17 protein-coding genes are annotated in these 17,626 nt (G+C 68.7%); 4 read left to right on the top strand and 13 right to left on the bottom strand.

Translation table 11 applies throughout. The annotated features are described in order from the left end of the window. Positions 1–3 precede the first annotated feature (3 nt). The 8 genes from EV651_RS26960 to EV651_RS26925 all read right to left on the bottom strand — a co-directional run bounded on the left by EV651_RS26960 (position 4) and on the right by EV651_RS26925 (position 5,609). A complete protein-coding gene (locus EV651_RS26960; protein WP_133788042.1) occupies positions 4–801 on the bottom strand; it encodes a F0F1 ATP synthase subunit delta in 798 nt (265 codons plus the stop codon). Next, on the bottom strand, positions 801–1,370 hold the full coding sequence (locus EV651_RS26955; protein WP_133788041.1) for a F0F1 ATP synthase subunit B: 570 nt from the start codon (positions 1,368–1,370) through the stop codon (positions 801–803). Before EV651_RS26955 ends, EV651_RS26960 begins: the two co-directional genes overlap by 1 nt. Before the next feature lie 30 nt (positions 1,371–1,400). Then, positions 1,401–1,631, bottom strand: a complete 231-nt coding sequence (gene atpE, locus EV651_RS26950; RefSeq protein ID WP_133788040.1) for an ATP synthase F0 subunit C — start codon at positions 1,629–1,631, stop codon at positions 1,401–1,403. A gap of 84 nt (positions 1,632–1,715) precedes the next feature. Then, complete coding sequence (atpB, locus tag EV651_RS26945; protein WP_133788039.1) at positions 1,716–2,498, bottom strand: F0F1 ATP synthase subunit A; 783 nt, start codon at positions 2,496–2,498, stop codon at positions 1,716–1,718. Between the two features lie 109 nt (positions 2,499–2,607). After that, on the bottom strand, positions 2,608–2,823 hold the full coding sequence (locus EV651_RS26940; RefSeq protein ID WP_130387318.1) for a hypothetical protein: 216 nt from the start codon (positions 2,821–2,823) through the stop codon (positions 2,608–2,610). Between the two features lie 90 nt (positions 2,824–2,913). Then, complete coding sequence (locus EV651_RS26935) at positions 2,914–3,378, bottom strand: hypothetical protein (RefSeq protein WP_133788038.1); 465 nt, start codon at positions 3,376–3,378, stop codon at positions 2,914–2,916. A gap of 204 nt (positions 3,379–3,582) precedes the next feature. Beyond that, on the bottom strand, positions 3,583–4,701 hold the full coding sequence (locus EV651_RS26930; protein WP_133788037.1) for a glycosyltransferase family 4 protein: 1,119 nt from the start codon (positions 4,699–4,701) through the stop codon (positions 3,583–3,585). After that, complete coding sequence (locus EV651_RS26925) at positions 4,701–5,609, bottom strand: L-threonylcarbamoyladenylate synthase (RefSeq protein ID WP_238157216.1); 909 nt, start codon at positions 5,607–5,609, stop codon at positions 4,701–4,703. Before EV651_RS26925 ends, EV651_RS26930 begins: the two co-directional genes overlap by 1 nt. Positions 5,610–5,719: 110 nt before the next feature. On the opposite strand from EV651_RS26925, the gene EV651_RS26920 reads away from it, so the two are divergent. The 4 genes from EV651_RS26920 to EV651_RS26905 all read left to right on the top strand — a co-directional run bounded on the left by EV651_RS26920 (position 5,720) and on the right by EV651_RS26905 (position 11,596). Beyond that, complete coding sequence (locus EV651_RS26920; RefSeq protein ID WP_133788036.1) at positions 5,720–6,739, top strand: adenosine deaminase; 1,020 nt, start codon at positions 5,720–5,722, stop codon at positions 6,737–6,739. A 186-nt stretch (positions 6,740–6,925) separates the two neighbouring features. After that, positions 6,926–9,733, top strand: coding sequence for a BTAD domain-containing putative transcriptional regulator (locus EV651_RS26915; protein WP_133788035.1), 2,808 nt, complete (start codon positions 6,926–6,928; stop codon positions 9,731–9,733). 19 nt (positions 9,734–9,752) lie between these two features. Next, complete coding sequence (locus EV651_RS26910; protein WP_238157215.1) at positions 9,753–10,712, top strand: hypothetical protein; 960 nt, start codon at positions 9,753–9,755, stop codon at positions 10,710–10,712. After that, positions 10,709–11,596: an endonuclease/exonuclease/phosphatase family protein gene (locus EV651_RS26905; RefSeq protein WP_133788034.1), complete on the top strand. Its 888-nt coding sequence runs from the start codon at positions 10,709–10,711 to the stop codon at positions 11,594–11,596. The genes EV651_RS26910 and EV651_RS26905 overlap by 4 nt, the downstream gene beginning before the upstream one ends. Here the strand turns inward: EV651_RS26905 and prmC are convergent. From prmC to thrB, 5 genes are all read right to left on the bottom strand, one after another. After that, positions 11,593–12,420, bottom strand: coding sequence for a peptide chain release factor N(5)-glutamine methyltransferase (gene prmC / locus EV651_RS26900; RefSeq protein ID WP_133788033.1), 828 nt, complete (start codon positions 12,418–12,420; stop codon positions 11,593–11,595). The two genes, EV651_RS26905 and prmC, sit on opposite strands and share 4 nt — an antisense overlap. Continuing rightward, entirely contained in the window at positions 12,417–13,493 is a 1,077-nt protein-coding gene (gene prfA / locus EV651_RS26895) for a peptide chain release factor 1 (protein WP_133788032.1), read from the bottom strand. The genes prmC and prfA overlap by 4 nt, the downstream gene beginning before the upstream one ends. Before the next feature lie 87 nt (positions 13,494–13,580). Then, positions 13,581–13,787 carry a 50S ribosomal protein L31 gene (gene rpmE, locus EV651_RS26890; RefSeq protein WP_130387310.1) on the bottom strand — a complete coding sequence of 69 codons (207 nt, stop codon included), beginning with the start codon at positions 13,785–13,787 and terminating at the stop codon, positions 13,581–13,583. Between the two features lie 275 nt (positions 13,788–14,062). Then, entirely contained in the window at positions 14,063–16,324 is a 2,262-nt protein-coding gene (gene rho, locus EV651_RS26885) for a transcription termination factor Rho (RefSeq protein ID WP_133788031.1), read from the bottom strand. Positions 16,325–16,647: 323 nt separating this feature from the next. Next, positions 16,648–17,598 (bottom strand): homoserine kinase, encoded by a 951-nt coding sequence (gene thrB / locus EV651_RS26880; protein WP_133788167.1) that lies wholly within the window; start codon positions 17,596–17,598, stop codon positions 16,648–16,650. Positions 17,599–17,626 lie beyond the last annotated feature (28 nt).

Below are 17,626 nucleotides of genomic sequence, written 5' to 3'. Positions count from 1 at the left end.
GGTTCAGCCCGCGATGCGCCGTTGCGCGTCGTCGAGCTTGGCCGCGATGGTTCCGTCGATCACTTCGTCGCCGATGTCCACCCGCACGCCGCCGACAACTCCTCTGTCGACGATCACGTTCAGCTGGATGTCCCGGCCGTACTGCCGGCCGAGCGCCGCCGCGAGCCGGGTGCGCTCCGCCTCGGTCAGGTCGGTGGCCACCCGCACGGTCGCGATGCTGGCGTTCCGCCGGGCCGCCGCGGCGACCTGGTAGGACCGCATCGACGCCGCGAACGAGCGGCCGCGGCCGTCCACGGCCCGCTCGGCGAGCCGCATCGTGGTGGCGTCGGCCTTGCCCTGCAGCAGTCCGCGGATCAGCTCCTGCCGGTGCTCGGCCGGGATGCCCCGGTCGCCCAGCTTCTCGGCCAGGGCACGCTCGGCGGAAACCACCCGGTCGAGCCGGAACAGCTCGTCCTCGACCTCGTCCAGCTTCCGCCGGGTGTCGGCGTAGGCCACCTCGGCCTCGACACTCAGCTGGTCCAGGGCGTTACCCAGGTCCCGGCCGCTGACCCAGCGACCGGACACCGCGACGGACAGGATCTCCAACGCCTGGGGGGAGATCTTGCCGCCGAACAACTGCTCGGCCAGTGCGGCCTTGGTCCGGGCCGGCCGCGCCGGGTCGGTCAGGGCGCGCCGGAGCGCGCCGCTGCCGTCCAGCAGCTTGGCGATCGAGAACAGCTCGCCACCCAGGCCTTCGGCCGGGGTCGCACTCGCCAGGGCCTGCTCGGCCCGGGCGAGTGAATCGTTCGAGGCGCCGCGCATCAGCCGTCCGTTCCGACAGCCTGACGGGCGGATTCCGAGGCTTCCAGCTCGGCCAGGAACCGCTCGACGGTCCGGCGCTGCCGGGCCTCGTCCTCGAGCGACTCGCCGACGATCCGGCCGGCCAGCGTGGTCGCCATCGTGCCGACCTCACCGCGCAGCGAGGCCACCGCCTGCGTCCGCTCGGCGTCGATCTGCGCGCGGGCGTGGGTGACGATCCGCTCGGCTTCGGCGTTCGCCTGCTCGCGCATCTCCGCGATGATCTGGGCGCCCTGCTCGCGGGCGTCCTCGCGGATCTTCGCAGCTTCCTGGCGGGCCTCGGCCAGCTGCGCGTTGTACTTGTCCAAAGCCGCCTTCGCCTCGGCCTGGGCCGCCTTGGCCTCGTTCATCCCGCCTTCGATCGCCGCGGTCCGATCGGCGTACGCCTTCTCGAACTTCGGTACGACGACCTTGGCGAAGGCGATGGCCAAGAGGACCAGGAAGACGAAACCGAAGATGATCTCGGCGGTGTGCGGCAGCAGCGGGTTCACCTGCTCACCTTCGGCGGCCAGCGGTAGCACCATCGTCAGCATGTCTGAGTCCTGTCAGTCAGTAAGAAGTGGTCAGCTCTTGAAGACGAACGCGAGCGCGATACCGATGATCGCGAGCACCTCGGTGACGCCGAAGCCGATCCAGGCGATCGACTGCAGCTTGCTCTGAGCCTCCGGCTGCCGCGCGGTGCCGTTGATGACCGCCGCGAAGATCAGGCCGACGCCAACGCCCGGGCCGATCGCGGCGAGGCCGTAACCGAGAACGGCGATGTTGCCGCTGATTGCGAGAGCGATGTTGCTCATGCGGTGTTTCCTTTCCGTACGGATAGGGGCTATCCGGGTTTCCGTTACTACGGGTCAAAGGGGGTACTGCGGCTTTCGGGGGGATCAGTGTTCGTCGGAGATGGCGCTACCGATGTACTGCGCGGTCAGCACCACGAAGATGTAGGCCTGGATGGACTGGACGAACAGCTCCAGCCCGGCGATCGCGATGCCCATGATGAAGGTGATGATGCCGACGCCGCCGAGGAAGATCTTCCCGGACTCGAACACCATGTACTCACCGCCGAGCACGAACACCCCGAGCAGGATGTGGCCGGCGAACATGTTCGCGAACAACCGCAGGCTCAGCGAGATCGGCCGGACCAGGATGTTCGAGATGAACTCGATCGGGATCATCAGCGGCATCAGCCACAGCGGCACGCCGGCCGGCATGGTCTGGTGCTTGAAGTAGCCCCACAGGCCCTTCTTCTTGATACCGACCGCGTTGTAGATGACCCAGCTCATGACCGCGGCCACGTACGCCCAGCCGATGTGGCTGAAGGTCGGGAACTGGATCAGCGGGATGGTGCCGGCGACGTTGTTCAGCAGGATGAAGAAGAACAGGCCGCACAGGTACGGCACGTACTTCATGTACTCCTGGCTGCCGATCGCGTCCCGGGCGATCGAGTTGCGAACGAAGTTGTAGCCGAGCTCGCCGGCGAACTGCAGCTTGCTCGGGACGACCGCGGCCTTGCGGGACGCACCCCAGAAGAACCAGATGATGACGACGACGGACAGCGCGGCCACCAGCACAGGCTTGGTGAACCAGTCCACGCCGGGGATGATCGGCGGAAGGTCGAAACTCTGTGGACCGGGCGGGGTGAACTCGGTCGGAACGCCGGCAGTCACCGGGTCTCCTCTCGCGTCGTGCTCAAGTCGGACGCCTTGTGGCTAAGGGCAGGGCGGCTCAGGGCATGGCGGTCAACAACGTCAGACCCGGTAGGGATCAGATCCGAGGTCAGGACCGCGACCCGTACCGGAAGTGCAACATCAAGATGGTGAGCCCGGCACCGAGGACGATGCCCACCGGAAGCAAGAATTCGGTGCCGAAGAGGCGATCCAGCCCGAAGCCGATGCCCCCGTAGACGAGGACACCGCCGATCAAGTAGGACAGGACCCGCCAGCCGTCGCCCGAATTCGGGGGTGATGGCTTCGGATCCTGATGCTCGCTCATTGGCACCCGAAACGTACCAGTTGGTGACAGATGCGGTCACATCGGGGCCCGCAATCCCCGCCACAGAAGGCGAATCGTTACTCACGGTGCTCATGCCGTCACCTCCTTGTCGAGGTCGTAGATCGGCACGCGGAGCCGGGACCACGCCCAGATCTCGCCCGCCATCCACGCCGTCACGATCACCACGGCAACCAGGCCGAGCACGGTCAGATTCACGTGCCGGGCCAGGGCGTCGGAGCTCAGTGCCAGCGCGAGCAGGCCACCGAAGACGGCGATCCGGCCGGTGTACGACGCCATCGCGATCGCGAGCTGCATCGTCGGCGTGGACCGCCGCGACAGGTGCAGCGCGACCAGGCCGGCGCCGGAGAAGACGACTACCATCAGCAGGCCGAGAAGCGAGCCCCACAGGCCCGGCAGGCCGACCCAGACGGTGGAGACGGCGATCGCGTTGACGCCGACGACCAGGGCGGCGACCAAAGCGCCACGCAGCATCGCCAACGCCGGGTGCTTGGTCGCTTGTCCGGCGATTTTCGGGCTGTGGGCCGTGGGAGCCATCTGGTGGTTCCGTCCTGCTGGCGTGCTGGTCTCGCGGCCAGCTCGTCGGGTGGGCGGGGTCAGGGGTGTCGCTGTTCTTTGCTGGTGCTTGTGAAAACTAGCACAAAGTCTGCATGGTCAGCAAAATCAGGTCCCTGCCGCTGTACAGCCACACCCTATCGGTAGGCCACACCGGCGAGTGGTCTGGTCCCTCTCAGCGGGGACTCAGACTTTGGCGAGCGGTTTCCCGGATCGTCTCGGCAGACCGGTCGTGAGCAGGACCGCGGTGACCGCGACCGCCAGCACGAGGAGGGCGGTCCACCAGGTGAGGACCAGGCCGAGAACCACCACGCCGTACGCGATCAAGGCGGTCCACAGGTACATCAGCAGGACGGCCCGGCGATGCGAGTGGCCGCGTTGCATCAGGCGGTGGTGCAGGTGCTGCTTGTCCGCGGCGAAGGGCGAGCGGCCGGCCTTGGTACGGCGTACGTAGGCCATCGTCAGGTCCAGCGCGGGAATCGCGAGGATGGCGATCGGCAGCACCAGCGGCAGCAGCGCGGGCAGCAGGCTGGAGCCGCCGACCTCGTACGGGACCGCGTTCGGGTCCATCTGGCCGGTCAGGCTGATCGTCGACGCGGCCAGCATCAGGCCGATCAGCAGGGCGCCGGAGTCGCCCATGAAAACCCTTGCGGGGAAGAAGTTGTGCGGCAGGAAGCCGAGGCAGGCGCCGGCCAGCGCGACCGTGATCAGGGTCGAGGTGGTGGCGCGGTCGAGGTTCTCGTGGACGTTCAGCAGGTACGAGTAGACGAAGAACGCGGTCGCGCCGATCGCGGTGACGCCGGCCGCGAGACCGTCCAGGCCGTCGACGAAGTTCACCGCGTTGCAGGACACCAGCAGGATGCCCGCGGTCAGGACGGCGAGCTGCGCGGGTGACGGCGAGATCACGCCGCCGGGCAGCGGGAGCCAGTACAACTGGATGCCTTGGACAACGAGTACGCCGACCGCGAGGACCTCGCCGGCCAGCTTGGTGATCGCGTCCAGCTCGTACAGGTCGTCGACCACGCCGACCGCGCAGATCACCACACCGCCGACCAGGATCGCCCGGGCGTCGTGCGCGACCTGCAGGCTGTTGCCGAGGAACGGCAGGCTCGAGGCGACCGCGAAACCGGCGATCAGTCCGCCGAGGATGGACAGGCCGCCGAAGTACGGGATCGGGACCTTGTGCACGTCCCGGGCCCGGACCTTGGCGACCGCGCCGTACCGCAACGCGATCTGCCGGGCGACGCCGGTCAGCAGGAAGGTCGTGGCCATCGCCACGAACAGGACCAGCAGGTACTCGCGCACTAGTCGGCAGGCCTCACATCGGGATCGGTCGTCGCCTCGTCCTCCTTGGACGCCACAACCGCCTCCGCAGTTGGCTCCACTGCCTCCCCAACCTTGTCCTCGACCTTGTCCTCCGCCTTGTCCTCGGCCTTCTGGTCCGCCTTCTCGTCGAGCGCCTCGTTCGGCTTCTCGGCGAGCGTTTCGTTCGGCTTCTCGGCGAGCGTTTCGTCCGGCTTCTCTTCAGCCTTCTCGGCGGGCGTTTCGTCCGCCTGCTTGTCGGGTTCGGTGGATTCGCTCGTGATCTCGGGGACTACGGCGCGGAGTTGGTCGAGGGTGAGGGCGCCGACGCGGACCACGCGGGGGGTGTCGCCGGTGAGGTCGACGATGGTGGACGGCTGTCCGCCGGTCGCCTCGCCGCCGTCGAGGTACACGGCGACCGACTCGCCCAGTTGCTCCTCGGCGTCGTACACGTCCAGCGCCGCCGGCTGTCCGGACTTGTTCGCGGAGCTGACCGCGAGCGGCCCGGTCCGCGACAGCAGTTCGCGGGTGTTCTCGTGGTCCGGCACGCGGAGCGCGACCGTGCCCTGGGTCTCCCCCAGGTCCCACATCAACGACGTCTGCGCGTGGCAGATGACGGTCAGCGGCCCCGGCCAGAACTCCTCGCACAGCTTGCGGCCGTGGTCCGGCACATCGGTGGCGAGCGCGTCGAGCGACTCCACCACCGAGATCAGCACCGGCGGCGGCATGTCCCGGCCCCGCCCCTTGGCGTCCAGCAGCCGCTGGACGGCGTCGGCCTTGAAGGCGTCGGCGGCAATCCCGTACACGGTGTCGGTCGGCAGCACGACCAGGTCCCCGGCCTCGATGGCGTCCACCGCTGCGCGGTACGCCGGTGCCAGTTCGTCCCCGGTGAAGTCGAAGCGCTCACTCACGGAGTGAATCGTGCCACTCACGCACCCCTGGACTGTAACCGGGCCAATTACTGACACTCGATTGTCAACTTTGCAGCGGCCGAAACCCGCCGATCTCTAATATCCCGATCATGACTGTCTCGCACGAGTTCCTTGCCGGGCTGCCGAAGGCCGAGCTGCATGTCCACCACGTCGGGTCGGCGTCGCCGCGGATCGTCGCCGAGCTCGCCGGCCGGCACCCCGAGTCGCCGGTGCCGGCCGATCCGGCGCTGCTGGCGGAGTACTTCAAGTTCAGCAACTTCGCCCACTTCATCGACATCTACCTCTCGGTCGTCGAGCTGATCAAGACACCCGAGGACGTCCGGCTGCTGACCTACGAGATCGCCCGCGAGATGGCCGGGCAGAACCTGCGGTACGCCGAGCTCACCGTCACGCCGTACACCTCGGTGATCCGCGGCATCGCGGCCGAGGCCTTCTGCGAGGCGATCGAGGACGCCCGGGTCGCGGCCGAGAAGGAGTTCGGCCTGGTACTGCGATGGATCTTCGACATCTCCGGTGAGGCAGGGATCCCGGCCGCCGACGAGACGTTGCGGATCGCGACCAAGATCCGGCCGGAGGGCCTGGTCGGGTTCGGGCTCGGCGGGCCGGAGATCGGCGTACCGCGGCCGCAGTTCCAGCCGCACTTCGAGGCGGCGGTCGCCGCCGGGCTGCGCAGCGTCCCGCACGCGGGTGAGACGACCGGTCCGGAGACGATCTGGGACGCGGTGCGGCTGCTGAAGGCCGAGCGGATCGGGCACGGTACGTCGACGATGCAGGACCCGGCGCTGGTCGACTACCTCGGCGAGCACCGGATCCCGCTCGAGGTCAGCCCGACATCCAACATCGCCACCCGGGCGGTCGCGTCGTACGACGTGCACCCGCTGCGCGCGATGGTCGACGCCGGCCTGGTCGTCACGATCAACTCCGACGACCCGCCGATGTTCGGGACGGACCTCACGAACGAGTACGCCGTCGCGGCACGGCTGCTCGACCTGGACGAGGCCGGGGTCGGCGAGCTGGCCAAGACCGCTGTCCAGGTGTCGTTCGCCGAGGACTCGGTCAAGTCGGCGCTGGTGGCCGAGATCGACACCTACCTAGGGCCTGCCCGGTGATCCAGCGCCGTAGCGAGGAGGTGCTCGGTGCGGTGCATCGGCGTGCGGGGGCGAAGGTCTCGATGCGGAGCATCGTGGCCTTTGCACCCGTGCGGCGAGGTGCCGTGCCGAGTGCCCCGCAGTAGGCGATGGATCATCGGGCAGGCCCTTAGGTGAGAACGCGGTGTAGCTGACAGACTGTCTTCCGTGACAGAGGACCTGAGGCTCGACCTGCTCGGTCCTCTGCGCGGCTGGTCGGGCGATCGCAGGCTGGAGCTCGGACCGCTGCGCCAGCAGGCCTTTCTGGCAGTGCTGGCGCTCCGGCCGAACCAGGTGGTTCCGGCCGAAGAGTTGGTCGAGCTGGTGTGGAACGACGCGCCGCCGAGCAGCGGGACCCGGATCGTTCCGACGTACGCCTACCGGTTGCGGCAGTTGCTGCCGAAGGACGTGCTGGTCAGCTCGCGGGACGGGTACAGCCTGCGGATCGCGCCGGACGCACTCGACCTGACCAGGTTCGAGCGTCTCGTCAGCGCCGCGCATGCGACCGACGACGTCGACCAAGCGGCGGCGAACCTGTCGGAAGCCCTTGCGTTGTTCAAGGGTGAGCCGTTGAGCGGCCTGCCCGGGCACTACGTCGCTGTCGAGCGGCACCGCCTGACGGAACGCCGGCTGAAGGTGCTGGCGGAGCGGATCGATCTCGACCTGGAGCGCGGCCGGTACGGCGACCTGGTGCCGGAGCTGGTCGCGCTGGTCGAGGCTGATCGCCTGCGTGAGCAGTTCGCCGGACAGCTCATGCTCGCGTACTGGCGTAGCGGCCGGAGTTCCGAGGCGCTCGACACCTACACCCGGACACGAGCGGAGCTGGTCGAGCAGCTCGGCGTGGAGCCCGGTCCGGCGCTCCGGGCGATCCACGAACGCATTCTGCGCAACGACGAGCCGATTGCCCGTCCGGTGCTCCGCGACGAGCTGCCGTACGACGGTGCGGCGTTCGTCGGCCGTGACGACGTACTGTCCCAAGTGGTCGACGCACTGCGCACCCCAGGACCTGCGGTCGTTGCGATCGACGGTATGGCGGGTGTTGGCAAGACTGCGCTCGCCGTACGCGCTGCACGTCAGCTGGCGGATGTGTACCCGGACGGGCGGCTCTTCATCGATCTGCACGGCTACACGCCCGGCAACGAGCCGGTGTCGGCTCTGCAGGCCTTGGATCGCTTGCTGCGCACGCTGTCCGTGCCGGCGGACCGCATCCCCGCGGACCTCGAAGAGCGGGCCGCACTGTGGCGTTCTGAGTTGGCAGGCCGACGCATCCTCGTCGTACTCGACAATGCGCCCGACAGCGCCGCAGTACGGCCATTACTGGCCGGGAGCCCGCAGTGTGGCGTACTCGTGACCAGTCGGCGGCAGCTAACCGGTCTGGACGCGACTGCTCGGCTTGCGCTCGACGTACTGCGACCTGAGGACGCACGGGAGCTGCTGGCGGAGATCGTCGGACCAGACCGTGCCGGTGACACAGCTGCGGCGGCACAGGTGGTCAGCCAGTGCGGTCACCTGCCGTTGGCCATCCGGGTGGCTGGTTCGCGGCTGCGGCATCGGCCGAGCTGGACGATCGAGCACCTCAGCAAACGGCTCGCGGCCGAGGACAGGCGGCTGGCGGAGCTCAGCACCGACAGTGGCGGCGTCTCCCCGGCGTTCGCCTTGTCCTACGAGCATCTGCCGTCGGAGCAGCAGCGCTTGTTCCGTCTGCTCGGTGCCATGACCGGTCAGGACGTCGACATGTACGCCGCTGCGGCGCTCGCCGATGTGGACCCGGTTGACGCGGAGGACCTGCTGGAGCAGCTCGTAGACGCCAACCTGGTGCTGCAGCTACGGCCTGGCCGTTTCCAGTTCCACGACCTGCTGCGACAGTACGCGCGCGCCCTCGACCCCGAGCCAGACGCAGTACGCCGCCTGCTCGACTACTACCTCTACGCGACGGCAGCCGCGAGTACGGCGATCTTCAGCAGCCAACTGCAGCCACTGCCGGAGCCGGTGCCGGTGCGGTTGCCTGAGTTCGCGTCGGCGCCCGACGGCCTGGAGTGGATCGACACCGAGGGTGCGAACGTGCTGGCGACGATCCGGTTCGCCGAGTCGAGTGGTGCGTCGGACCACGCGTGGCGGCTCGGTCTGGCCGTGGCGTCCTGCTTCTTCCAGCGCGGGCGGGTCTACGAGATGGACGAGGCACTGGAGCTCGCGCTGCGTGCCGCTCCGGACGCCTCGGCGGAGGCACGGGTGCTGTTGTCGATCGGCAGCCTCGGGCGATACCGGCGCGGCGCCGAGGCGAGTCTGCGGACATTGCAGGACGCACGCGACCGGCTGCCGCAGGACGCGGACCTGGCGTTGCGGGCACGGTTGCTCGCGTCGATCGGCTACAGCCTGGCGAAGCTGCATCCCGACGACGAGGCTCTCGGCGTACTCGATGAAGCGTTGAAGGTCGCTCGGCAAGCTGGTGAGGCCGGCATCGCGTCGCGGGTGCTGGCGTACCTCGGGGTGACGTACGGCGACCGCGGTGAGTTCACTCGGGCGCTGTCGGCGTACGAGGAATCACTGGAGCTGGGTGATCCCGCCGTACGAGGAGAGGTGCTGAACGGGATCGGTGAATGCCTGCTCGAGCTGGACCGCGTGGACGACGCCGTGGCGGCGCTGACGACGGCCAGGGACCTCGGGGTCGAGCGGGGCGCGGACTACAGCCTCATCTACACATACGCGTTCCTGGGTACGGCGTACGCGCGGCAGCGCCAGTGGGCCGAGGCGATCGACGTCGGACGCCGGTCGCTGGAGCTGGCGCTGGAGAGTGATTCGAAGCAGTCGCAGCAGAACGCGTACCTGCGGCTGGCCGAGACGCTGCTGGCGAAGGGCGAGCTGGCACAGGCGCGACCGCACTTTGCGCGTGCACTGGAGCTGGCGCTCGAGGAGGGGCCGGAGTCGATGGTGCAGCGCGCAGCCAGTGGACTCGAGCAGACCACCGCTGCCGCTTGAGGTGTGATTGGCTGGTGCCGTGCGGAAAGTCTGTGGGGCGCTGGCTGCCGTCGTACTGCCCGTCGTACTGCTAGGTCTGGTGGCCTGCAGCGACGACAAGCCCACACCGGCCGCGGCGCCTCCTCCCCCTCCGAAGACGACAACGACGACGACGCCGCATTCCACCCCCACTCCCCCACCAGCACCGAACGGACTTCCGCGGGGCGGACGAGTGATCTTCCCGAAGTACCAACTGGTCGCGTACGTCGGACTGCCGGGCTCGCCTGCGCTGGGGCCGCTGGACAAGGACCTGGAGGCGAAGGCGGCCAAGCTGGACAAGCTGTCACACGCCTACGCAGCAGGGCGCACGCCGCTGCCCGTGATGGAGCTGATCGCCGTTGTCGCGAAAGGGTCGCGTGGCAAGGACGGGATGTACCGCGGGCGGCTGGACGACGCGAAGATCGAGCAGTACCTGGCGGTCGCTCGGAAGCACAAGATGCTGTTGCTGCTCGACATCCAGCCGGGGCGGGCGAAGGTCCTGCCCGAGGTGAAACGGCTGGAGCGGTGGCTGAAGGAACCGGACGTCGGGCTGGCGTTCGACCCCGAGTGGGCGGTCGGACCGACTCAGGTGCCGGGCCGGGTGTTCGGGCACACGACGGGCGCGGAGCTCGACACCATCGCGGCGTACCTCTCGGGAGTGGTGCGGGCGAACGGCCTGCCGGAGAAGGTGTTCGTGTTCCACCAACTGTCGCCGCGGATCGTCACCGACGAGAAGGCGTTGAAGCCGCATCCCGGAGTCGTGACGATCAAGTCCGTCGACGGGATCGGCGCGCGCACGGACAAACTCAAGACCTGGACCAAACTCACCACAGCTCTCCCGCCGTCGGTCCACGCCGGCTTCAAACTCTTCTACACCGAGGACGCCCGCCATGGGCCCTTGATGACCCCGGCCCAGGTCCTGGCCCTGAAACCCCGCCCGGAACTGGTGGTCTACGAATGATCTCGATCGCCTTCGCCAACGTCGCCGGCGGCCGGTTGATCGGCTCCGACGGTTACGACGCTGCTGACCGTACGGCGGACTTCGGGCAGGCGCTTGCGGGGCTGCGGCCGGACGTGCTGATCGTGACCGAGCTGGACCCGGACAGCGATCAGCTCGAACGGCTGACCGCCGCTGCGATGCCGGGGCGGAAGGTGCACCACGTGCGGCACGGGTTCTCGGAGTCGCACATCCCCGGCGTGGAGCGGCTGGGGGTGGGGATCGCGTCGACGTACCCGCTGACCGAGCTGGAGCGGATCGACCTGCCGAACCCGTCGATCGACTTCCTGCACTGGCGGACCGGTGAGCCGATGGACCCGCATCCGAAGGGGTTCCTGGTCGCGCGGGGTGACTTCGGGGCGCTCGGCGAGGTCGATCTGGTGGGCGGACAGGTGTGTCCGATCCACATGTTCCGGAGCGCCTCAGGGGTCGAGTACACGTATCGCGAGGGCCCTGGGCGGAAGTTCGGTACGCAGATGACGGCGTACCTGCGGGAAGAGCTGGCGGCGCGCGGTGTTCGTCGCGCGGTGGTGGCGGGTGATCTGAACATGCCGAACCCGCGGGAGTTCTTCGGCGAAACGCTCGGCCTGGTCGACGCGTTCGGCGACCCGCCACCGATCACCACCCCTGACGGCCGGTCGATCGACCGCCTGTTCTCCACCCCCGACCTGGTCGCGCGCGACGTCAAGGTCGCACAGATGCCCGGCGCCGACCACTTCCCGGTCGCCTGCCAACTCACACGCCGACACCCCGAGACACAGCCGATCGGCCGCATCCGCGAACAGGACCTCGCCAGACCTCCCGCCCGTTCCGGTCCCGCCGGCATGCGCCGAGGCTTGACGCGCTAGATCCGGCGGCCGGTGGTGAAGCGGGGGCGGGCGGCTAGGTCCAGCTGATCGCGGATTTCGGTAAAGAGGGCGGTGGCGGCGAAGATGGCGGGGGCTGATTCGCCTTGGACGTCGGCGTGTTCGCAGGCGAACCAGCCGCCTGGCTTGAGCAGCCGGCCCGCGGTCGCGGCGACCACCTTGATCTCGTCGAGGCCGTCGTCACCGGACCAGAGCGCAAGCGCCGGGTCGTGGTCGCGGACCTCGGCCGTCACGGATTCCCACGCGGTCAACGGAATGTACGGCGGGTTGGAGATCACCGCGTCCACCTGACCGTCGAGCTCCGGCAGGCACCCGTCGATGTCGCCCTCGTGCAGGATCACCCCTGTGCCCTGTAGGTTGCGGCGAGCCCACACCACCGCGTCCGGCGACAGTTCGACCGCGTGCACTGTGCTGTCCGGACGCTCGGTCGCGATCGCGCCCGCGATCGCTCCGGACCCGCTGCACAGGTCGACCACCAACGCGTCGCGAACGCCGGCGATCCGCTCCAGGATCCACCCGACCATGACCTCGGTCTCCGGTCGCGGAACGAACGCCCCGGGCCCGATCACCAACTCCCGATACCGGAACGCCGCCGTACCCGTCAGATGCTGCAACGGCTCCCGAGCAGCCCGTCGCGCGATCAAGGCGTCGTACTGAACCTGCTGGTCAGGCGTCGGTTCACGCAGGTTCAGCCGACTGGAACCGGTGACGAAGGCAAGCAGTTCGGCGGCATCGAAGTCGGGCGAGGCAACCCCCGCCTCCCGCAGCCGCGCTGCAGCCTCGGAGACCAGAGCCTTGGTGCTCACTGCGAATCGACGGCCTCGAGCCGCGCGGCCAGGTCAGCCTCGGTCAGGGCCTGGATGACCGGCGCCAGGTCGCCGCCGAGGACCTGGTCGAGGTTGTGCGCCTTGTAACCGACGCGGTGGTCGGAGAAGCGGTTCTCCGGGAAGTTGTAGGTGCGGACCCGCTCCGAACGGTCGACGGTCCGGATCTGCGACCGCCGGGCGTCCGACGCCTCCTGGTCGGCAGCCTCCTGCGCCGCGGCCAGCAGGCGGGCACGCAGGACCCGCATCGCCTGCTCGCGGTTCTGCAGCTGGGACTTCTCGTTCTGCATCGAGACCACGATGCCGGTCGGCAGGTGGGTGATCCGGACCGCGGAGTCGGTCGTGTTCACGCTCTGCCCGCCCGGACCGGACGACCGGAACACGTCGATCCGCAGGTCGTTCTGGTCGATCTCGACGTCGACGTCCTCGGCCTCCGGCAGCACCAGCACGCCGGCCGCGGACGTGTGGATCCGCCCCTGCGACTCGGTCACGGGCACCCGCTGGACGCGGTGCACGCCGCCCTCGAACTTCAGCTTCGCGTACGGCGCCTCGCCTGGCTCCGGCGTACCTTTGGCCTTCACCGCGACCGTGATCGACTTGTACCCGCCGAGGTCGGACTCGGCCGAGTCGAGGACCTCGGTCTTCCAGTTCTGGGACTCGGCGTACTTCAGGTACATCTTCAGCAGGTCGCCGGCGAACAGCGCGGACTCGTCGCCGCCCTCACCCGCCTTGATCTCGAGGATCGCGTCCTTGTCGTCGTTGGGGTCCCGCGGGACGAGCAGCGTCTGCAGGCGCTCGGCCAGCTCCTCACGCCGGGCGGTCAGCCGGACCGCTTCCTCGGCGAACGTCGGGTCCTCATGGGCCAGCTCGCGCGCGGCCTCGATGTCGTCCCCGGTCTGCAACCACTCGTCGTACGTACGGACCACCGGGGCCAGCGCGGCATACCGCTTGCCGACCCGGCGGGCGTTGGCCTGGTCGGAGTGCAGCTCCGGCTCCGACATCTGCCGCTCCAGCTCGGCGTACTCCGCCTTCAGCGTCTCGACTGCCTCGAACATCTCGCACTCCTCCTCTCGAACCACCGCTGACAACACAAACCGCGCGCCGGTCCCGCAAGAATGCGGAACCGGCGCGCGGTAAGGAAGCTACTTCTTGGCGTACCGCTTCTCGAAGCGGGCCACCCGGCCACCGGTGTCGAGGATCTTCTGCTTACCGGTGTAGAAGGGGTGGCACTGCGAGCACACGTCGGCGTGGATCACGCCGTTCTCCGCGGTCGAGCGCGTCGTGAACGTGGCGCCACAGGTACAGGTCACCGTGGTGTCGACGTACGTCGGGTGGATGTCGCTCTTCAAGACAGTCTCCTAGGTTTCAGGTGCCCCGGGTCGCCCGCACGGTGCGAGCGTGAACCGGAACCGACGTACCAGTTTGCCACCCGAAGGCGGCAAACCGGTAATCGAGGGTCGTGGGTGGGTCTGATGGTTACACGCCGTAGCGAGCAGGTGCTCGGTGCGGTGCATCGGCGTGCTGGAGCGAAGGCCTCGATGTGGTTCATCGTGGCCTTTGCTCCAGTGCGGCGAGGTGCCGTGCCGAGTGCCGCGCAGTAGGCGGGTAACCATCAGACCCACCCCTAGTCGCCGTTGGTGGTGCTGTGGTTGCTGCCGGTCGACGGGGTGGTCTTGTTGACCTGGAGCAGGAACTCGATGTTCGACTTGCTCTCCTTGAGCTTGCCGATCAGCAGTTCCAGCGCGGCCTGCCCGTCGAGCGCGGACAGCACCCGGCGCAGCTTCCAGACCACCTGGGTCTCGTCCTTGGACATCAGCAGCTCCTCGCGGCGGGTGCCGGAGGCGACCACGTCGATGGCCGGGAAGATCCGCCGGTCGGCGAACTCGCGGCGCAGCCGGAGCTCCATGTTGCCGGTGCCCTTGAACTCCTCGAAGATCACCTCGTCCATCTTCGAGCCGGTCTCGATCAGCGCGGTCGCGAGGATGGTCAGCGAGCCGCCGTCCTCGATGTTGCGGGCCGCGCCGAAGAACCGCTTCGGCGGGTACAGCGCGGACGAGTCCACACCACCGGACAGGATCCGGCCGCTGGCCGGTGCCGCGATGTTGTACGCGCGGCCGAGCCGGGTGATCGAGTCCAGCAGTACGACGACGTCGTGGCCGAGCTCCACCAGCCGCTTCGCACGCTCGATCGCCAGCTCCGCGACCGTGGTGTGGTCGTCGGCCGGGCGGTCGAAGGTCGAGGCGATGACCTCACCCTTGACCGTGCGCTGCATGTCGGTGACCTCTTCGGGCCGCTCGTCCACCAGCACGACCATCAGGTGTACTTCGGGGTTGTTCGTAGTGATCGCGTTCGCGAGCGCCTGCAGCACCATCGTCTTACCGGCCTTCGGCGGCGAGACGATCAGGCCGCGCTGGCCCTTGCCGATCGGGCTGACGATGTCGACGATCCGGGTGGTCAGCACGCCCGGCTCGGTCTCCAGGCGGAGCCGCTCCGTCGCGTACAGCGGGGTGAGCTTGTTGAAGTCCTGCCGCTGCTTGGCGATCTCCGGGTCGGCGCCGTTCACGGTGTCGATCCGGACCAGCGGGTTGAACTTCTCCTTGCGCTCGCCCTCCTGCGGCTGCTTCACCGCACCGGTGATCGCGTCACCCTTGCGCAGGCCGTAGCGCTTCACCATCGAGAGCGCGACGTACACGTCGTTCGGGCCGGGCAGGTAGCCGCTGGTCCGGACGAAGGCGTAGTTGTCGAGTACGTCGAGGATGCCGGCGGCCGGGACGAGTACGTCGTCCTCGCTGATCGTCGGCTCGGCGTCGTACCGCTCGCCGCGGCCGCGGGTGCGGCCGGAGTCGCGACCGCTGTCGCGACCGCCGTCACGGCCGGCGGGCTGGCCGTCGCGGCTGCGTTCCCGGTCGCGACCCCGGCGGCGCCGGCGACGGCCCTCGCCTTCCTCGCCCCGGTCGTCCTGACGGTCCTGACGGTCCTGACGGTCCTGGCGGTCCGGCCGATCCTGCCGGTTCCGCTGGTTGTCACCGCGGTTGTCCCGGTTGCCGTCCCGGTTCCCATCGCGGTTGCTGTCCCGGTTCCCATCACGGTTGCCGTCGCGCTGGCCGTCCCGGTTGGTGTCCCGGTTCTGCTCGCGGTTCTGCTCGCGGTTCTGCTCGCGGTTCTGCTCGCGGTTCTGGCTTCCGTCGCGGTTGCGGTCGCGGCTCTGGCTGCCGTCGCGGCTGTCCCGGTTCGTGTCCCGGTTCTGCTCGCGGGCGTTGTCGCGGTTCCGCTCGCGGGTGCGGCCCTGGCTCTCGCCACGGTCGTCGGCGCGCTCCTCGGTGCGGGTCTCCACCCGCTCGAAGGGCCCGCTCTGGGCACCACTCGAGGCACCGTTCGGCGCAGTGTTCGGGGCAGTGTTCGGGGCAGTGTTCGGGGCAGCCGTCTCCGGCTGCACGACCTTCGCGGCCGGCGCTTCGACGGCGACCTCGGGGGCAGCACCGTTCGGCGCGGCGTCGGTGGTCGCGTCTTTCTGCGGCGTGTCTTTTTGGGCGGCGGCGCGGGTCCGGCGGCTGCCGCCCTCGCGCTTCGCGGGTGCCGCGGCCTTCGCCTCCGGCGCCTCGGCGGCCTCGTCGAGCGTCGGCTGCGTCGAGCGCGCCTTCGCCTTCGAGCCGCTGGTAGAGCCGCCCGCGGAAGAACCGGCGGACCCGCCGGTCTGGGCGGCCTTGATCGCCTCGATCAGCTGGCCCTTGCGCAGTGCGCCGGTGCCCTTGATGCCGAGCGTCCCGGCGAGCTGCTTGAGCTCGGGGAGCAGCATGCCCTCGAGGCCGCCTCCGGCTTTCCGGCGACGCGTCGCGGTGGTCACCGCGGCGTCAGCTCCACCGGAGGCTTCAACAGTTTCTGTCACGTGAGGTCCTTCCCACACGGATCGTCGATGTCCGACACGGCTCATCGACCAATTCATTCACCCACGGCCGCACAACGGGCACGTGGTGTACAAGAGTCTCTCGTTCGATCTGAGTCCCCCCGGACTTCTCCGACGCAGGCGGCGCAAGGTCACATCCACAGGAGGGTCGCCACACAACACAGGGTGCCGGGAGCACAGCCCGGATCGTGACGAGAGCACGCCGATCACCTGGAGGGGATCGGGTGAGTCGAGACTAGCACCACAAGAGGTCCTTCTGCCGACTCGGGACGTACAACGCGTGTCAGCGGCCCGGCATTCCCGGATCAGCCGGCTTCCATCGACCAGACCTGTACGCCGACTGGATCGATCTCCAGCTCGTACTTGGTCCAGCCGTCCGGCGCGTCCGGCGTACCACGGAAAAACACGTCCTGACCTGGGCTCTTCCCGTCCTGACCGCCCAGCACACCGCCCAGTACGGCGACCGTCGGACCGGCACCGCTGACGATCGCCGCGAGTCCACTGCCACGCAGTTTGTGCACCAGCGCGAGGCTCTCCGGCATCGCCGGCTCGCGGTACTCCTGATGCAGCCGGTCCTCGGTCGCGGTCAGCAGCAATTCGGGCCGCCCGGTCAGCGCCGCGACCAAGAGAGCGGCCTTTCCCGCGTTGGCCGCCGCATCACTGTGGGAAACAACGCTCGGGAGCAGTCCGCGCGCCTCCTTGGTCAGCACGCGATTGTCCGGTACGTAAGCAACTACCGCCGTTCTGGCCGCCGGTTCCAAACGAACCGCTCGGCCAGTTTCACCTTCCGTCCAAGCGATCGTGAGCCCACCGAGGGCAGCCGCTGCCACGTTGTCCGGATGCCCTTCGATCTCGTTCGCGAGTACGACGAGGCGTTCGCGATCGACCGGTTCGCCGGCCAGCGCGTACGCCGCCGCGAGCCCGCCGACGATCGCGGCCGACGACGACCCGAGACCGCGTCCGTGCGGGATCCGGTTCTCGCACCGTAAGGTGAATCCGGGCACCGAGGCACCCAGCGCCTCGAGCCCGGCCCGGATCGAACGCACCACCAGATGCGTCTCGTCCAGCGGTACTTCGCCTTCGCCGCACCCGCTCACCTCGACCGTCACGCCGGACCCGCACGGGGTGACGACAAGGTCGTCGTACAAGGTCAGCGCGAGGCCGAACGCGTCGAAGCCGGGACCGAGGTTCGCACTGGTAGCAGGCACCCGAACCCGCACCTGATCACACGCCCGCCGCCCGCCGTCGGTCTCCATGCTCTTGTCACCCATGCTCTTGTCACCC

The sequence above is a fragment of the Kribbella sp. VKM Ac-2571 genome, from assembly GCF_004362255.1.
In the GTDB taxonomy this organism is placed as follows: domain Bacteria; phylum Actinomycetota; class Actinomycetes; order Propionibacteriales; family Kribbellaceae; genus Kribbella; species Kribbella pratensis.
Note: the sequence above shows the minus strand (reverse complement) of the source record. Positions and strands in the feature narration are given on the sequence as shown.